This window comes from Aestuariibacter sp. A3R04, from assembly GCF_018860805.1.
Classification (GTDB): domain Bacteria; phylum Pseudomonadota; class Gammaproteobacteria; order Enterobacterales; family Alteromonadaceae; genus Alteromonas.
Window position 1 is genome coordinate 286,461 of the sequence record NZ_JAHKQR010000011.1, and the last position, 17,295, is coordinate 303,755.

Below are 17,295 nucleotides of genomic sequence, written 5' to 3' on the forward strand. Positions count from 1 at the left end.
AAAAACGAAAAAAGAATATTCGCGCCGGGGTGTGCAAAAATTGCGACACGATTAGCATCAACAAAAATGAGCAAAAACATAGTTCTTGAGATAAAAATGTTACAAAACTGAGATAAATACAATATTTCATATATTTTTTATTAACCAATGTAGCCCTGGTGCATGACATTAATCGATTGGCTTTAGATAAAATTTCATCGCGAAAAAAAACTTTGAACATCTATTTGTCGCAATATTAGCGAATTTTGTCGACTTTTAACGGAGAATAACACGGTTTTAAGGCAAAACATTTGGTATGACCACTTCAATATTGGTTATTGCGTAATCGTTCGGATAAAAAGTGTTGCGGTGTTAAGACTGTGTTACTTGACTCATTCCATGAATCCGTGTGAGTATTAGCAATTCGTAGTGTTGGCGTTTTAGCGACAATCACTACCTTCCTTTAAAAACATTGATAAAAGTTTTTACGCCCCTGGCAGCGACGTTTGTGTTGCGTGCGAGGATTCAAATAAGAAATTTGGTTGGGAACTATGTCCAAGATGAGCAAGAGAACTCTTATTGCTTCTACTGTGATCGGTGCATTCGCACTTGCAGGTAGTGCAGCTGTCTCTGCAGTGGAGCTATCCGATCTTCAAAAAGAAGATGCGAAGATTCAGGCTGCTGCAGCGAAATCTCAAGAAAAAATCAACACGCTGTTCGAACAGTCTCAAGAACTACTTGTTGAATACCGTCAGGTTGTGGATCAAACAGAGAATCTGAAAATCTACAACGATTACATTGCCAGCTTGGTTGCAGACCAGCAGCGTGGTATCGATTCACTTCAGCGTCAAATTGACAGTATAGAAGCAACAAAACAGGGTATTGTCCCGTTGATGTTCCGCATGATTGACAGTCTGGAGAGCTTTATCGAGCTGGATACGCCAATCCACCTTGAAGAGCGTCGTGAACGCGTTCAGCGCCTACGGGATTTGATGGCTAACTCAAACGTAACGGTTTCTGAGCAGTTCCGTCAGGTTATCGAAGCCTATTTGGTAGAAGTGGAATACGGCACGAAGATGTCTTCTTACCAGGGCACCATCGACAACGGTGGTACTGAAGTATCTGTAGATTTCTTCAACCTTGGTCGTACTGCTTTATTAGCGCTGTCTCTTGACCAGGCTCACGCTTGGGTATGGAACAATGACGCCCGTGCATGGGAAGAGTTGGGTGACGAATACCTCGCCTCTACTGTTGATGCAGTGAAGATGGCGCAGGGTACCATTCCACCTGAATTGCTCAAGTTACCAATTAAAGCAGCGGAGTAAGCGTTAATGAAACCATTATTCAAATCACTTGTAGCCGCTGCGACATTGGCAGTGGTCGCTTCTGGTGCACAAGCACAGCAAGCAACAAGCCTGGAAGATCTGCTCGAGCAGGTGAAACAGAATCGTGTTTCCGAAGCACGGATTAACCAGCAGCGCGAGGCTGAGTTCCAGTCTGCTCGTGCGGATAAGCAAGCACTATTGAGAAAGGCGCAAGCCGAACTTAAAGCAGAACAAAGCCGCGGTGACCGTCTGTCACAGCAATTCTCTGACAACGAAACCACGTTGAATGAAAAAGCTGCAGAGCTTGATCAGGCAACAGGTACACTGGGCGAAATGTTTGGTGTGGTACGTCAGGCGTCTTCTGAAGCATTTGGTCGTATTTCAACCTCTATCGTTAGTGCTCAGTTCCCAGGTCGCGACGACTTCCTGGCAGAGATGTCAGAAGAGTCTCGTGGCTTGCCTAACATCAACGAACTTGAAGACTTGTGGTTCGCCCTGCAAACTGAAATGACACAATCTGGTAAAGTGGTTCGTTTCAACACTGAAGTTGTTAACCTCGAAGGTGGTTCTTCAGAGCAGGAAGTTGTTCGTGTAGGTACTTTTAACCTGGTCGGTGATCAAGGTTACCTGTCATATGACCAAGACAACGAAGTGGTTCAGCCCCTAGGTCGTCAGCCCGATGGCTATTTGGTATCTTCAGCGCAAGACATGAAAGATGCGACCAGTGGTTTCGTACCTTTCTATGCTGACCCTTCACAAGGGGCAATTCTTGGTTTGTTGAAGCAAAAAGCAACTATGTCTGAGCGTTATCACGCTGGTGGTGTAGTGGGTTACACAATTACTGGTATGCTGGCAATTGGCCTGTTAATTGGTTTGTTCAAGCTCATTCAACTGTTCCTTACTGGTACTAAAATTAAGTCTCAGCTTAAGAACCCAGGCAATCCTTCTTCCAGCAACCCGCTTGGCCGTATTTTGATGGTCTACAGAGACAACAAAAATGCGGATGCAGAAAATCTTGAACTGAAATTGGATGAAGCGATTCTTAAAGAACTGCCGACAATTGAAAGCGGTATTAACGTCATCAAGATTTTTGCAGCTATCGCACCGCTGTTAGGTCTGTTGGGTACCGTACTTGGTATGATCGCGACGTTCCAGACAATTACTCTGTTTGGTACAGGCGACCCGCGTATGATGGCAGGAAGTATCTCTATGGCGTTGGTAACAACAGCTCAGGGTATCATCGCTGCATTGCCTCTGATTCTGACACACAGCATCGTTGCATCACGCAGCAAATCTATCGTTCATATCTTAGACGAGCAGACAGCGGGTATCATTGCTGCTCACTCTGAGGCGGAGAAGGCGTAATATGATTTACCTGATTGGATTATTGGAATCTGTCAGGGAGTTTATCGCTACCGGCGGTGACGTTTTATACTTCGTTGCTGCCGCGCTCTTTCTCATGTGGGTACTTATGATTGAGCGCTACTGGTATATGACTGCAGTATTTCCAAAAGTGAAGAAAGATATAATCGCTAAATGGGATGCTCGAAGTGATACTACCTCTTGGTATGCGCATAGAATCCGTGACGCATGGATTTCTCAAGCGTCAGATGATTTAGACGCTAGGATGCTAATTATTCGCACATTAGTGGCAATGTGTCCGCTAATTGGTCTGCTGGGAACAGTGACCGGTATGATTAGCGTATTCGAGACAATGGCAACGCAAGGCACCAGCAACGCCCGATTGATGGCATCTGGTATTTCAATGGCAACGATTCCGACAATGGCGGGTATGGTTGCAGCGTTATCAGGACTATTCATCAGTTCTCGTCTCGAAGCCAAAGCGAAGATGGCAAAAGAAGGCTTAGTTGATAGCCTGCCACATCACTAGAGAGAACGATTATGGCTCGAAAAGTCAGAACTGAAGAGGAAGATGCAGCGATCGACATGACGCCGATGTTGGACATCGTGTTTATCATGCTTATCTTCTTCATTGTTACTACTGTTTTCGTTAAAGAAGCAGGCATAGAAGTTAATAAGCCTGAGGCGAGCCAAGCGTTTCTTCACAAGAATGCCAACATATTCATCGCTGTGACTGAGGATGGCAGTGTATGGTTAGATAAACGTGAAGTCGCTGTGGACACCGTTAGGGCTAATTTAGAAAGATTGCTTACAGAACAGCCTACTGATTACGTATTCATTCAGGCTGACGTCAAAGCCAAGCATGGTATCGTAGTTAAGGTTATGGACCAGGTTAAAGCTGCAGGCATTGACCGTATTTCGGTTGCAGCAAGGGGTTAAGATGGTAAGGATAATCGTTTCTATAATATTAGGTGCAGCTGTTGCATTTGGTTTGTTTGTGGTTATGGCTAAACTCATTGAGAACTCAGCCAGACCTGCAGACGAAGTACCAGAGGCGCCAATCATTGATATCGTGATGCAGGAGCCGGAAGACGAGACGCAGACCCGTAATCGTAAGCCGCCTCCACCGCCTCCGCCCCCTCAGCAGCCGCCTAAGGTTCAACCTGTTGAACCAGACGCTGCGGAGCCAGACACAGATGGATTTAGCTTGGCTATTCCAAATGTAGACACAGGCGGCGTAGGTGTTGATATCGGCGGCGTAGGTGCGATGCAGCGGGATGGTGATGCTACACCAATCGTTCGTATCGACCCTAAATATCCGCCTGATGCGGCTCGTGATGGCCGTGAAGGTTGGGTAAAACTGCAATTTACTATCAACGAACAGGGCGGTGTTGAAGACATCAGTGTTATTGATGCTGATCCCAAGCGTATTTTCGACCGCGAAGCGCGTCGTGCACTGAGCAAGTGGAAATACAAGCCTAAAATCGTAGACGGTAAAGCAGTTAAACAACCCGATATGTTTGTACAACTTGACTTTAAACTGGAGCAATGATTATGAAACTACGTACATTTAAAATGTCCGCCGTTGCTTTAGTCATGGGTTTTGGTGCTGTTGTTGCAGCACCGATGGCCGCTGCGCAGACTAAGTCTGCTGCTCCGTCCGGCCCGGTTGTATGCCCTGGCTATGTCAAGGGAAAAACCACGCTGGTAGGCGAGCGTACCGGTAAAAAAGTACAACAGGCTTTTGAAGCTTATAACGAAGATCGCGTTGACGAAGCAATTGCTATTCTGAAAGATGTCGATCCCAGTGATGACTTCGATAAAGCCTATGTGAACCGCTTTGTAGGCAACCTGATTGCGTCTCAGGAAGGTAAGGGAATGGAAGCATTCGGTTACCTTGAAAAGTCAGTTAATCCAAAGGTTTTGAATGATACTGAGCACTCGCAAACGCTTAAATTACTGGGTGATTTAAGCATGCAGGAGCAAAAGTATACCGAAGCGGTTAACTATTATGACAAGTGGATGGACTTCACGTGTAAGGAAGATGCGCAGGTTTATACCCGTAAAGCACAGGCCTTGTACGAGCAGAAGAAATTTGACGAGGTAGTTCCTACTGCTGATAAAGCGATTGCTTTAAACAAGCAGGCAGGTAAGCCGGACAAAAACCCGTACTTGCTGAAATTATCTGCTTTCTATGAAAGCAAAAAGTTTCCGCAAACGGTTTCGGTTGCCGAGGAACTGGTTAATTTGTTCCCTGACAATGCCACCTACTGGATACAACTGGCAAGTTTTTACATGCTGGTTGAGCGTTTTGACAAAGCTGTACAGACCTTCGATATTGCTTATATGGCGGGCTTTTTAGACAAAGACAGCCACATTAAGCAACTCGCATCTTTGTATGCGAATGCTGGTAATCCGCACAAAGCGGCAAAGGTATTGGAAAAGTATCTGAATAGTGGTTTGTTGAAGAAAGACGCTGAGATGTATGCAAGTGTTGCAAACTCTTTCCACCAGGCGAAAGATTACAAAGATGCAGCCAAGTTTTACGGCAAAGCAGCTCAAGTCGATTCTGACCCAGAGTATTATCGTAAGCAGGGTACCTTGCTACTTGTCGCCGAGGATTACCGAGGCGCGATCACTGCGTTAAACAAAGCATTGGAGCGTGGTGTTGAGGATGAAGCTAAAATCCATTTTTCTTTAATGGAAGCGAACTTTTATCTCGGCAACTATAAAAAAGCTTTCGAGCACGTACAGATCGCTAAGAAAGATAAGTCTTTACGAAGAAACGCTATCGCGTGGGAACCTTATATTAAAGATAAGGCGAAAAATCGCGGTATCAAGATTTAGCACAATGGATCTATAAGTGAAAACCCCGCTCTGAGCGGGGTTTTTTTATGCTTTGTTTTCAGTGATAAAAACCTCAAGTGATGTTTTCGTATAGCCAATCATTTCTTTTTTGTTTCTAAAACCAGCGTTTTCAGATATCTCCGTTAGATTTTGCTTTGCCAGCAAACCATTGAGAACCGTTGACAGAAGCTCATCGGAAATGCGACCGACGAGCCACAAAGGGGTATCATAGAGGTGGGAGATTCCCCTTGTTCCTTCGCAGAATTGCCTTATACGTGCTAAATGGGTGTTTACAGAAGTGGTCTGAAATAACATGCCCAACGTGTCTTTACCTAAAGGTGAGACTGCCATTGCATAGATATCACTTGCTAGCCCTGATGATTTGTCTATTTTGGTTCCTTGTTTTAGCCGTGTGAAACCACTCTTTTCCCAGAATCGCCTAAGTTCATCGGTGGCACCAAATGACACGGTAATAAGGTCGGTTTTTTCAATAGCACATGATTGTCGAGTATGAGCGATCAGCCCTTGACCTATACCTTGTCTTCGCGCGTTCGGATGTACGGCTATTCTGTTTATTCTAAGGCTGCACAAGGTTGCAAATTGTGGGTTCGCGGTCATGAGAGCTAGCGCTTGCGCAGTGAGGTGCCCTTTTACTCTCCGTTTTCCACTGGCTATATCATGGCTTAGCTCCCCCAGTACAGGCCCTCCTTCATATTCCAAAATGGCTGCGGCAACAAGGGTGTTGTTTGCGAATGCCAGACACACTTTGTTATTTGGAGTATCAATGAAACGCACAATATCATCTGGTGTGGTTTGGTAGTGAGCATGGCGTAGCAATGCCATTATCTGTGAATACAGCTCCTCGGTTGTGTTATCGAGGGGGGTAATAGCATAGCTAATTTGTGTGTTAGTGTTAAAAATGTCTTTAGGAAGCGGCGTAAGGGGAGTGCTTTGAAATAGCAGGGAATCGATGACGTGTTCCAGTGGGTCGTGATTGTGCCAACGCACAGGCGTCTCTAGTGTAAATGCCAAAATGGCTTGCTTTGTCATTACTTTCTCTCGAAAACCCTGGCCAGAGCCCTCATAACCATCAGTGGTGGAAGCAAGAATAACAAACGGATGCTTGCTGATGAGTCGAATAAGCAAAGGCACTGGGACGCTGGCTGCTTCGTCGATAATGAGTACATCGATGTCTGCGCTATCGAGACTTGGATTGTCTAGTGCGTACCAAACAATGTCGGTTGCATCGTCATTGAGGTAGTGACCAGCTGCGACAAACAAGTTCGTTGTCTGGGCGCGGCTGGATGATGTGACAGCGATGCGCATTGCGCGATTGGCAAAATGCGCAGCTAAAAAACCCAGTGTCGTTGACTTTCCCCGCCCTCGTTTTGCCAGCAAAGCTATGCAACGCGTGCCCGCATCTTGGGCTTTAACAACCTGTGTAAACGCCAGTTGTTGGCATGGGGTAGTGAACTGAGTATTGGGGCGGTCAGCGTCATTGGCTTTTGTTGGCACTGGTAACGTATGACGGGACGCTGTCAATAACCCAACATGTGGAGAGTTTAAGAGCGTCGATAGCATAAACCTAATGTAATGACTTTGTTCAATAGACCAGCCATGGCTGAGAAAATGAGGCTGTATTACGCTCGGATGTGAAGGCCAGGAGGCAATTGGGGGTACGAGTAGAATAAATGTTCCCCCTGCGTGTATGGTTCCTGCGATAGCTGCCATCGCATTAAGCCTAAAGCTATCAAGGCAATTTAAGATCACGAAATCAAATTCACTGCCCAGCAATTGTTTATATTGTGCAAGTGGTTTTATTTGCGTCAGCCAGTCCGGGGCTGCATCGTATGCTTCTGTCCCTACCCAGGCTACCGTTGCTGATGGTGGTTTTTCCGCCATGAACGCTTGTAACGCGTTAAATACCCAATCATTCTCGCCGCTTACCAACAGAATTTGCCTGTGATAGGCTGAAAATGACGCTGAAAGGGGAGAAAATAGCCAATCAGGCACAGTTGTCAAAGCTAATCCTACATAAGTTACGTATAATACTACGCTGATTTTATCCTGAGTTAACGAGGAATTCGAATGCGGTTTTTATCCCGACGATTAGTTATGCCTGGAGATTTGAACTATGGCAATTCATTATTTGGTGGCAGGGCGATGCAGTGGATTGATGAGGAAGCAGCCATTTTTGCCATTTGCCAATTGGAAACTAACTGCCTGGTAACCAAACATATTGGGGAAATTACATTTGAGTCGCCAGCGTTGCAGGGGGATATTGTAGAGTTTGGTTTGGAAACGAAATCTGTGGGTCGGACTTCGATTACCGTAACCTGTTTGGTTCGAAATAAAGCAACCAAGAAAAGCATTTGCCTGGCGGACGATATTGTTTTCGTTACATTAGATCCCGATAGCAGAAAACCCACACCTCACGGAAAAACGTTAGAAACACTAAAAGCGCAAACAGAGGAAGAATTGCGTAGTTTGAATTTGATCAGCAACAGTCAGAAATAGCGCGAAAGTTCTACGCCACAGACCGATTCCATTTGCTTATAGTTTCTTCCAATATCTCAATTTGGGAAGCAGTGAGCGAGGTTGTCCCCTGGATGGCTTCCAGGTTTTGTTCACGGGACGAAGCGGTAAATGCTACGTTGTGGCACAGTTTGATCTTTTCCGACCAACTGTGGCTTCCAGTTTCATTGTCGTCTGGTTGACAAAGTTTCCACAATTGTTGATTAACTGCACTTTGAAACCCCCAGCGGAGGAGCATTAGCGATGTTGCCCCATAAAGGCAAATACCGTATTTATCGTTGATTTGCTGGAGGAAATCTTCAAATGTCTGGGCCTCGTCCCATACAGTAAGTGCGCCATCGGCAAACAGACACTCATCGTGAAAAATTAGAAAAAGTGATAGCGTGCCAAACAGAAGGAGTTGTTTAATCTGTTCAGTTTGATCTTCATTCAACGATCGAAAACTAAAGACTTGCTGGAATAGCGTTGCACTGAGCAACATTGCATCGGTAAGGAAACTCACATCGCCAAAGCGGCACTGAGCCGAGAGAAGTTGTTGGGCAGCAAAGATAACGGCCAAATGACGAATATTGCCGATGCCGAGGTTGCGGCCAATGGCTTGTTCGAGGTTCTTTGGTGGACTGCCGTAAATGGCGCGACTGGCTTTACTCATTACATGAGCTTGGAAAATCGGATCTTTTTCAATCAGACTAACCACATATTCCAGCGTTATGTTGTCTTCGTCAGTGTCTAGTAAAGTTTGAATCGAGTGGGGCAAAGGGGGAAGGTTTTCCACGACGTCAATCAGATTGCTGTTTCCCTTTTGAAAGCGGAGTCTGTTACCCAGCTGTCGCAGTTGACCTGCGCTGATACCTGCGTGTTCTTTAAAACTTCTTTCAAAAGAACGGCGATCAGAAAAACCCAGTTGCTCGGCGGCATCATCCGTTTTGACACCACTTAGTAAGAGGTGGCAGGAGTTGTCGTGAATGTGCTCTTTTAACATCCCACTAAATGAGATAGATCCTTGGCGAAGTTGACGGCGAAATGCCGACTCTGACTGACCTAATTGTCTAGCAACCCACTCTGACCGAATTTTGGCAGGGTACGCGGTTCGCTGGAATACTTCTTTGACTCGCTGTTTAAGCGGCGTTTCCTCGTTTGTTTCCAGTGTAGCTTGCAACATCTTCTTAATCGACAGGGAAAAATAGAAAGACGGTTGCCTGCACCACTTGGTTTCGAAGGCGAGTTTAATAGTGCCCTTGCTGGTTTTCCACTTTGACTGACTAAGTTCATCAAGAAGGCGGGAATGTTTTAAGTGAGGAATTTCAATCGTCGTGAAGTCGAACTTTCTGCCGGCAAGATGGCGAAACAGTGCCAGCAGGAAATAACACCTGAATTCCGAAACAATAGTGTGTTGTCCCGGGACAAACTCAAGTACTGTGGTGTCGGAGTTTGCAGTCACAGAAAAGTCGGCCTGAGAACCGAGTATATGTTTATATTGTTTGCCCAGCACATGCAGAGCATCGTCGATATGTTTGCTAGCTGTAAGCAAAACGACCAGGTTACTCATTTTGTTGAAGTCGAAGTAACCTATGAGAGAACGGCCAAATTGGGCTTGGTGTGCCTGCGGGCAGAGAGTGAGCAATAGCTTAGCCAGCACAGCTTCAGAAAATTGCCCTTGCTCGAGTTGATTGACGGTCTCCAAAAAGGTGGCGTCGCGTTCGTCGCTGATTCCGAGATCACGCCGTTGGCTTAACAACGCGCGAATGATTGCTGACCAAAACAAACCTTGATACTGCACAAATACTCCTTTCATTCCGCTTCAATCCCTTTATTTACAAGAATATAAGAATTCTAAAGGGGATGACAGTGCTATAGAAATTCTCTTGTTTGCACAGATCTGTAGCATTTAAAAAACAGAACTGTCCTGTTTACCTTGCGTCAATCCTCTTATTCTTTCAACTGTCAATACATTATCTGGTCGTCACGCCAGAAGTACGTACAGCCAAACTTGCTGTGAAGCAAGGACGGAAAGCCACGGGTCTTACCATCGCCATTGAGACAGCCGGGTTGCAGTGCATGTTTTTACCATTTTAAAGGCAACACTGCTTAAGGAATACAAATGAAATTTAGCACGAAAGCCGCGGTTCTGCTGACGACTATTTTCGCCTCAACCGCTCATGCAGGCATCATTAACAGTTACGATATAGATTTTTCTGCTCTACCTCTTACTGCGCACCAACAAAACAGTGGTTCATACTCCACGTGGGATTTTAATGGCAGCGTATTAAACCTGAAGGAAGATGCGTGGTTTACGCTTAACGTAAATGACGCGTTTGGTATTGCCAGCTTAGATATTGACAATGCCAGTACCAATATTGAGTTGTCATTTGATTTTAGAGTGAAGGCCAATAGCGCCGGTTCTTATTCAGAAATTGCAGGTATCTGGTTGGCTGACTTTTCCGGTGGTGAGCAAAACTACGACGCCGGTAGAACGTTTAATTTAGATGGTACACAGAACTTTGGCTTAGATGACATTGCATACACCAATGGAGAGAGTTGGCAGACTTTTACCATCAAGCTTGACGACTACATGGCCGGCATTATCACCGACATTGTCTTCATCAACGATTGTGATGCAAGTGTTGGCTGTAGTGATATGAACGTCCGATTCCGCAATGCCTCGATTTCAGAAGTCAGTGAACCTACCGCCATGTCACTGATCCTTCTTGGAATGGGCTTTATGGGATGGCGCGCAAGACGCCAAAAGTAAGGGCCAAACCGCCCACCTCGCCCGCAACGTCACATGCGGGCTTTTTTTACATCTCTGTGGGCATTTTGCCAGCTTGACTCAACCGTCATAGTTGGTAGACTGCACGGCGATATTTCCAAAGAGCGTTTTGCTCTGACGACTAATCCAAGGCCAAGGGGTGCCGGTATTGTCCGGCTGAGATCCATACACTGGAAACCCTTTAACCTGATCCGGATAATACCGGCGTAGGGATGGTGACATTACAAATTTTGTACCCTTATACCTGCCGACATGCCGGATCTTTTTATTGCTAAAGAGATCCTCAATGAAAAAAAATGCTGTACTCCTCGCGTTACTCTCGCTGCCAGCTTTGGCAGATACTGCCAACGATATCGAACGCATTACTGTAACCGGCGATTTCCGCCAACTTACTCTGGATCAACTCAGTAGTAGTGCGTCTGTCATTGGAGCTGCGCGCTTAGACAGCCGTCAAGCCACGCATATCGAGAACATGTTGAATGTTGCGCCTAATGTTAATTTTACCCGTGGCGCGTCGAGAGGGCGTTTCGTACAGATTCGCGGTATTGGCGAGCGCAGCCAGTTTGCGGAACCGATTAATCCTTCTGTTTCTTTTCTCGTGGACGATTTCGACTTTTCGGGGTTAGCCGCTGCGGGCGTGTTATTTGACACTCGTCAGGTTGAAGTGTATCGCGGTCCCCAAGCTAGCAATTTTGGCACTGGTGCCTTGGCCGGGGCGATAAAAGTGGTGAGCAACCGGCCTGGAGATGAAGCTGACAATCACCTGGAGGTTAATATTGCTAGTCAATCGTCTTTTCGCGTTGAAGGCGGTTACGGTACGGCAGTAAATGATGTATTAAACGTTCGCGTAGCAGCGGTTCACAACAGCAGCGATGGCTTTGTAGAAAACACGTATTTAGACCGTGACGATACCAATGGTTTGTCAGAAGATGCGGCGCGTTTGGCTCTTGATTGGGCAGTGTCCGACAACACTCGTTTTGCATTCAACTACCGCTGGTACGACATTGACAACGGTTTCGATGCATTCTCCTTGGACAATGACAATAAAACCCGTTCTGACGAACCCGGGTTTGACCGCCAGCAGACTCACGGGGTAAGTGGGCATGTATATCACAGCACCAACGCGGGATTGCTTGAAGTCATTTTGACTCATGCCAGCCATAATATTGAATATGGCTATGACGAAGACTGGACCTTCAACGGTTTTCACCCTTGGGGATATACCTCATTTGATGCCTACTACCGCGACGTCAGGCAGCAAAGTGCAGAGGTCAGATTCAGCAGCGCAGACAACAATACTTTATTTAACAACACGACATCATGGGTGATAGGTGCACGGGTGAGTCAAAGTGAGCAGGATTTAATCCGTCAGTATACCTATCAGGACAGTGATTTTTACAGTGCCTTCGACCCGGTTACTTCGGCGATGTACGGGCAGCTCGACACCCGTCTGACGGATGCGTTCACCCTTACCAGTGCGTTGCGTTTTGAGCAATATGCCTATGACTACGAAGACAACGCCGGCGTATCTCACGACGAAGATACGCTGATGACAGGCGGTAAACTGGCGCTGACTTATCAACAAGGTGAGCATTTTTATTACGCCAGTGTATCGAGAGGCTTTAAGGGGCCGGGCATCAACTACGATGAGCGGGTCAGTGACAATCGTCGCTTTTTTGATGCCGAATACAACTGGAACTATGAATTAGGTTTTAAAGGCAACTTCTCTGATGCGATTTCTCTGCGAGCTGCGGTGTTCTACATGGACCGTGAAAATACTCAAATTAGTGATTTTGAAGTACAAAACCGCGATGATGGTTCTGCAGCTTTTGTCGATGTTATCGCCAATGCTGATATTGGTACAAACCGAGGAGCGGAGGCTGAACTGAACTGGCAGGCTACCAAACAATGGCAACTACAAGTTGCTTTGGGTTATCTGGATGCGACTTTCGAGGATTATGAAAGAACCGATGGTTCTGTCATTGCAAAGCGCAAGCAAGCACAATCACCCGATTTCACCGCTAACCTGTTCAGCCAGTACTGGTTCACCGAATCAATTTCCTGGCGAGTAGAAATGGATTATAAAGACAGCTACGGCCTGTCTGACGGCCATGATGAAGTCGCGCCCACAGCTACAGTATTTAATACCGACATCAGTTGGCAGAAAGGGCCATGGACAACGACGTTGTGGATAAAAAATGTTTTTGACAAAGTGTACTATGTGCGAGGGTTTGGCGGTTTTAGCAATGACCCCAGGGACGAATATGCCTTTAACGAACCTTACTTTCAGTGGGGTGACGGTCGGCAGGTAGGTGTTACAACCCGCATACATTTTTAAGGAGTAGCGACAATGCAGGTAATGGTTGAACTTTCTTTGTACCCGTTGGTTAATGCGTATATTCCACCTATACAAACGTTTATAGACCGCTTAAACAGCTATGAAAATATTACTGTAACTACCTGCTCTACGAGTACTCAGGTCAGTGGTGACTATCAAACAGTAATGCGCATATTGGGCGAGGAAATGCAGCGAACTCACGAAGAAGTTGGGCAAGCTATATTCGTTGCCAAGTTTTTAAATTTCGACGCCATGCAGGCTAGAAAGTCAAACGATGGCTGATTTTCTCACTGCGCTCGTAACGCAATTAAGTGATACCTCTTGGGCTGAAGGTTGCGCGGTGATATTGGCGTTGGCTTATGTGGTACTGGCCGCTCGACAAAACCGCTGGTGCTGGTTGTGCGCATTTGTTAGCACGGCAATTTACACCTGGTTGTTTTGGCAAGTAACATTGCCTTTTCAGGCTGCACTTAACCTTTACTACATGGTAATGGCCGTTTATGGCTATTACCAATGGAACAGGCGGGACGATAGTCATAGTCGCGTGATTTCATGGCCCTGGTACTATCATCTTTTTTTAGTACCAGGCTTGTTGGTGATAGCGTGGGGGGTGTCACGATGGGCACAAGGGCAGTTTAACAGTGAACATCTGTTGTTGGATGCCAGTATTCAGGTTGTCAGCGTTGTAACCACAGTAATGGTAGCGCACAAAGTATTGCAGAACTGGTTGTACTGGTTTGTCATCAACTTATTGTCGTCTTACCTCTATTTTCAAAGTGGGTTAGCCTTGTCCGGCTTTTTGTTCTTTGGGTATGTAGGGTTTGCCATATACGGCTACTTGCAATGGCAAAAGCAATGGAGGGAGCAGAGTGCCATCGCGCAAGTTACTTCTTGACGTACTTACCCGGCCTTTGGGGCTATCAGATCAAGCCACCTTACTGTCCTTGCGCCATGGTGCGGTGAATACCGTATACAAGTTGTCCGACGGGGCCCGCTTTTTTGCAGTAAAAGTGATGGGTGATGGAGGTGTGACAGGCGTTGACCATGAAGTGCAATTTGCACTACAAAAGCGTGTAGCCGATAAAAAGCTGGCCCCCACACCTGTTTGGCTTAGTCCTGGCCGTGACATTTGGGTTGAGCAATGGGTATCTGATCCTAACAAGCTATCTGACGATGCACTTGTTTCCGCTTTGGCATACGGGCTTTGTCAGATCCATCAATGCAGAGTACGGGCACCAGCGCTCAATCTAGCAAAACGGTGGCGACGACATATTCAATTGGCTAAGCCTGTATTACCCGCTCAGATCCTGAGACAAGCCGAGCGGTTGATTGTTCGTCACAATCTCGCTGACGATAATAATCCTGCTTGGGTACTGTGTCACAACGATCTGTCTTTTTCTCATATACTCGACGCGAAAACACCGCTGATCACAGACTGGGAATACGCAGCGTTAGGCAATCGCTACTTTGACCTAGCTGCTAGTGCACACATAAATGGGTTGTCTGCATCAGCGCAACACAGTTTGTTTAGTCAGTATGCAGATCTTGCGCAGCTACCAAAAGATGATGTGCTGGAGGCGTGTAAGGAACATGTGCCAGTGGTTGAGATGACTGCCATGCTGTGGCAAGCAGCGATTGAGTACCACCGTAGTATGTAATTGTCGGCTTTTTGCTCACTTTGAGTGATTGCTAGACAAAGGAAATAAAATGCCCACAAAAAGGCTTTACCTTTCTTATCTCATACGTATAATGCACTGCGCGCTAGGGGTGTAGTTCGAATTGGTAGAACAGCGGTCTCCAAAACCGATGGTTGGGGGTTCGAGTCCCTCCACCCCTGCCACTTTTCATCTCTTATTTTTCTCATGCGCGTAATCTTTATCTTATTTCATTTATTTGATTCCAGCCTTGGCGCTGGCGTTGTAAATTCTCTTGGAATAAGGTTTGTTCCCTCAGGTTTTTTACGATAGTTTCAGACGATCTTTACGGTACCCGAAGGAGCAATTGTGACCCCCTATGTCTTGTTGATGAGTCAGTTGCTGAGCTTTCCTCAGCAACCTGATATTAAGCTTGATGTGACTAAATCAGAGGCATCGCGCCCGTGGGCGTTCGTTGCCCCCCATGAAAACGAACATGTGGGAAATGCTTACCTAAAACAACAGGTAGAGAAGTTCGGTGGTGTATTCGCGATACTGAAACAGCACGGGCAACGTCATGTCACGCTTTCCGTAGACGGGAATGCGCTACAAGCAGATCCAAACCGAATATTTACTAAGCGCGGACGCATGAGTACCCTTACGAAACTGAACCCTGATTTGGCCGCCCAAACACAGCTGCTGGCAATGGCTGAAAAGCGTGCTCAGGCCCTAGCCGAATTTATCCTTCACTCAATTAATGCGAATGAAGCATCCAGTTGGGTTGCTATTCACAATAATACCCAGGGATATGACGACGATGGTCACAAAGGACGTGGCACTATTTCTATTAAACGTTACCAGAAAAAACTTGATAGCGGTGCCAGCTACCTGATCCGTGTGCATGATGCTGGTAAAGATGAAGATGATTTGTTTTTTATCACCGAAAGCACGGATTATGAGGCGATGAAAAAGGCATCTTTTAACGTGGTTTTACAAAATCCTGACGTTGCGCTGGATCCCGCTGAAGATGATGGCTCGTTGTCTGTACTGGCAGAAAAGCAAGGGCGTCGATATGTGAATGTAGAAGCAGAAAGACGCACTGAAGACGGATTCGGTGATAATCACGTGGCAGAGCAGCAGGCCATGATAGATATGCTGTTCACGATTTTAAATGAATCGCACCCATAAGCGGGCACACAGATTGGTCCGGTAGCGGAATTTAGCCTATATTGACGTAGTAAAAGCAATGCGTGCTTTTTAAACCGCCCTTTCTCAAGGTGACAATTTTGGAGCTATCCTCTGTGTGATTTTCTTGCCTTTTTACTTTATAGTATTGCCATCATTTGCAATAGAATTGGCCATGTCTTCTTTTCTAACTCCATATCAGCAGGCAGTGCTTCAGGAAATGGGTATTCCAGTGTGGCTCGAGCAACAGCGAGTTGAGAGTGTTCGAAGTACACCTGACACTGAAGCGTCATCCCAGCGCGTAGTGACCTCGCCATCGGAAATATCTGGAACAGAGCGCATTGCACAGTTACGAGCCACATTGGGAACTACGACGAAGTTAACGTCGTCTTCAAAAGCGCCAAACCGACAAGTTGTTGCTGAGAAAAGTCACTCAGTAAAACCTTATGACAAGGCGGCTTTGGGGCCAATGGCTGAGGATATCGCAAGAGCAATTGCGCATTGTCAGGTCAATATATCTGAACTGTGGCAGCTGGGTGAGAGGGTGGAAATAAAAGCAGATGTACTTTCTCTTCCGCCGAAAGTAACATCCCGTGATAAGAAACAGTTGTGGCAGGCATTAATGACGTTGTGCGGTGAATGAATGTCAGTAACGACTTCTTCAATGGGAAACTCGCATCTCGCCGATGCTTACGACATTCACAAGCAAAGTGTTTATTCTCCTTGGCAATGGGCAACTTTCGAGGATTGTACGCTTCCTCCTTACGCGGGCTTGGTGGCGTTGCGGGAAAACCGCGTGTCGGGTTATGCTTTGTTGTTGTTCGCTTCAGTGGAAGCAACCCTCATGGATATCGCCGTTCGCGCTTCACAACGGGGGGCGGGGATTGGCAAAGCCCTCATGAATGAGGTAATTGCAACTTGTCGCGACAGGCAAAGCGAGGAAATTTGGTTGGAGGTCAGGGCTGGAAATACTGTGGCAATTGGCCTGTATGAATCGTTTGGCTTTGAGATTATCGAAATAAGAAAACACTATTATCCTGCCGCTGAGGGCAGGGAAGATGCCCTCATCATGAAAAAGTGCCTATAGACGTTTTCCTGGCAAAAAAACGTAACATTGCTCCAACACGCCCTCGGTTTCTGTTTCGTCTTAGTCATCGAAAGATGATTGTTCCGCACAATTTTATCCCAAGACTTTCAAATCATCGCTGATGATATTACCCATGCGGAAACCGCAAAATAAACAAAAAAAGCATGTAAAAGCATTATGTTATATTGTATCATAATTATTCTGCAAGACCCTGTTTTCACCCCTCAACAGAT

17 protein-coding genes, 1 tRNA gene and 2 riboswitches are annotated in these 17,295 nt (G+C 46.2%); of the genes, 16 read left to right on the plus strand and 2 right to left on the minus strand.

The genetic code is table 11. The annotated features are described in order from the left end of the window. The first annotated feature begins 539 nt into the window (after positions 1-539). Genes KO518_RS10645 through KO518_RS10670 form a run of 6 tightly spaced genes read left to right on the plus strand, consistent with a single transcriptional unit; the run spans position 540 to position 5,513 of the window. Positions 540-1,304, plus strand: a complete 765-nt coding sequence (locus tag KO518_RS10645) for a DUF3450 domain-containing protein (RefSeq protein WP_216025832.1) — start codon at positions 540-542, stop codon at positions 1,302-1,304. Between the two features lie 6 nt (positions 1,305-1,310). Continuing rightward, positions 1,311-2,669, plus strand: coding sequence for a MotA/TolQ/ExbB proton channel family protein (locus KO518_RS10650; protein ID WP_216025833.1), 1,359 nt, complete (start codon positions 1,311-1,313; stop codon positions 2,667-2,669). A gap of 1 nt (position 2,670) precedes the next feature. Further along, positions 2,671-3,195 (plus strand): MotA/TolQ/ExbB proton channel family protein, encoded by a 525-nt coding sequence (locus KO518_RS10655; protein WP_216025834.1) that lies wholly within the window; start codon positions 2,671-2,673, stop codon positions 3,193-3,195. Positions 3,196-3,206: 11 nt separating this feature from the next. Beyond that, positions 3,207-3,605, plus strand: a complete 399-nt coding sequence (locus tag KO518_RS10660; RefSeq protein WP_216025835.1) for a biopolymer transporter ExbD — start codon at positions 3,207-3,209, stop codon at positions 3,603-3,605. A 1-nt stretch (position 3,606) separates the two neighbouring features. Next, positions 3,607-4,218 carry an energy transducer TonB gene (locus KO518_RS10665; RefSeq protein ID WP_216025836.1) on the plus strand — a complete coding sequence of 204 codons (612 nt, stop codon included), beginning with the start codon at positions 3,607-3,609 and terminating at the stop codon, positions 4,216-4,218. A gap of 2 nt (positions 4,219-4,220) precedes the next feature. Beyond that, a complete protein-coding gene (locus tag KO518_RS10670) occupies positions 4,221-5,513 on the plus strand; it encodes a lipopolysaccharide assembly protein LapB (RefSeq protein ID WP_216025837.1) in 1,293 nt (430 codons plus the stop codon). Between the two features lie 45 nt (positions 5,514-5,558). On the opposite strand, the gene KO518_RS10675 is transcribed toward KO518_RS10670, so the two are convergent. Next, complete coding sequence (locus KO518_RS10675; RefSeq protein WP_371742345.1) at positions 5,559-7,526, minus strand: GNAT family N-acetyltransferase; 1,968 nt, start codon at positions 7,524-7,526, stop codon at positions 5,559-5,561. Positions 7,527-7,601: 75 nt separating this feature from the next. Between KO518_RS10675 and KO518_RS10680 the strand changes: the two genes are divergently transcribed. Next, positions 7,602-8,030 carry an acyl-CoA thioesterase gene (locus tag KO518_RS10680; protein WP_216025839.1) on the plus strand — a complete coding sequence of 143 codons (429 nt, stop codon included), beginning with the start codon at positions 7,602-7,604 and terminating at the stop codon, positions 8,028-8,030. Between the two features lie 10 nt (positions 8,031-8,040). On the opposite strand, the gene KO518_RS10685 is transcribed toward KO518_RS10680, so the two are convergent. After that, complete coding sequence (locus tag KO518_RS10685; protein WP_216025840.1) at positions 8,041-9,843, minus strand: helix-turn-helix domain-containing protein; 1,803 nt, start codon at positions 9,841-9,843, stop codon at positions 8,041-8,043. A gap of 178 nt (positions 9,844-10,021) precedes the next feature. Beyond that, positions 10,022-10,105: riboswitch (cyclic di-GMP riboswitch) on the plus strand. Between the two features lie 44 nt (positions 10,106-10,149). Here KO518_RS10685 and KO518_RS10690 point away from each other — a divergent pair. The 9 genes from KO518_RS10690 to rimI all read left to right on the plus strand — a co-directional run bounded on the left by KO518_RS10690 (position 10,150) and on the right by rimI (position 17,062). Next, positions 10,150-10,800, plus strand: a complete 651-nt coding sequence (locus KO518_RS10690) for a PEP-CTERM sorting domain-containing protein (protein ID WP_216025841.1) — start codon at positions 10,150-10,152, stop codon at positions 10,798-10,800. Positions 10,801-10,943: 143 nt separating this feature from the next. Further along, a riboswitch (TPP riboswitch) is annotated at positions 10,944-11,048 on the plus strand. A gap of 56 nt (positions 11,049-11,104) precedes the next feature. Further along, positions 11,105-13,156 (plus strand): TonB-dependent receptor, encoded by a 2,052-nt coding sequence (locus tag KO518_RS10695; RefSeq protein ID WP_216025842.1) that lies wholly within the window; start codon positions 11,105-11,107, stop codon positions 13,154-13,156. A 12-nt stretch (positions 13,157-13,168) separates the two neighbouring features. Continuing rightward, complete coding sequence (locus KO518_RS10700; protein ID WP_216025843.1) at positions 13,169-13,438, plus strand: hypothetical protein; 270 nt, start codon at positions 13,169-13,171, stop codon at positions 13,436-13,438. Further along, a complete protein-coding gene (gene pnuC, locus KO518_RS10705) occupies positions 13,431-14,051 on the plus strand; it encodes a nicotinamide riboside transporter PnuC (RefSeq protein ID WP_216025844.1) in 621 nt (206 codons plus the stop codon). Before KO518_RS10700 ends, pnuC begins: the two co-directional genes overlap by 8 nt. Beyond that, on the plus strand, positions 14,026-14,814 hold the full coding sequence (locus tag KO518_RS10710) for a phosphotransferase (protein WP_216025845.1): 789 nt from the start codon (positions 14,026-14,028) through the stop codon (positions 14,812-14,814). Before pnuC ends, KO518_RS10710 begins: the two co-directional genes overlap by 26 nt. A gap of 105 nt (positions 14,815-14,919) precedes the next feature. Beyond that, a tRNA-Trp gene (locus KO518_RS10715) sits at positions 14,920-14,996 on the plus strand. Positions 14,997-15,159: 163 nt separating this feature from the next. Next, entirely contained in the window at positions 15,160-15,978 is an 819-nt protein-coding gene (locus KO518_RS10720) for a hypothetical protein (protein ID WP_216025846.1), read from the plus strand. A gap of 172 nt (positions 15,979-16,150) precedes the next feature. Next, positions 16,151-16,618 carry a hypothetical protein gene (locus KO518_RS10725; protein ID WP_216025847.1) on the plus strand — a complete coding sequence of 156 codons (468 nt, stop codon included), beginning with the start codon at positions 16,151-16,153 and terminating at the stop codon, positions 16,616-16,618. Then, entirely contained in the window at positions 16,619-17,062 is a 444-nt protein-coding gene (gene rimI / locus KO518_RS10730; RefSeq protein WP_216025848.1) for a ribosomal protein S18-alanine N-acetyltransferase, read from the plus strand. The last annotated feature ends 233 nt before the right edge of the window (positions 17,063-17,295 follow it).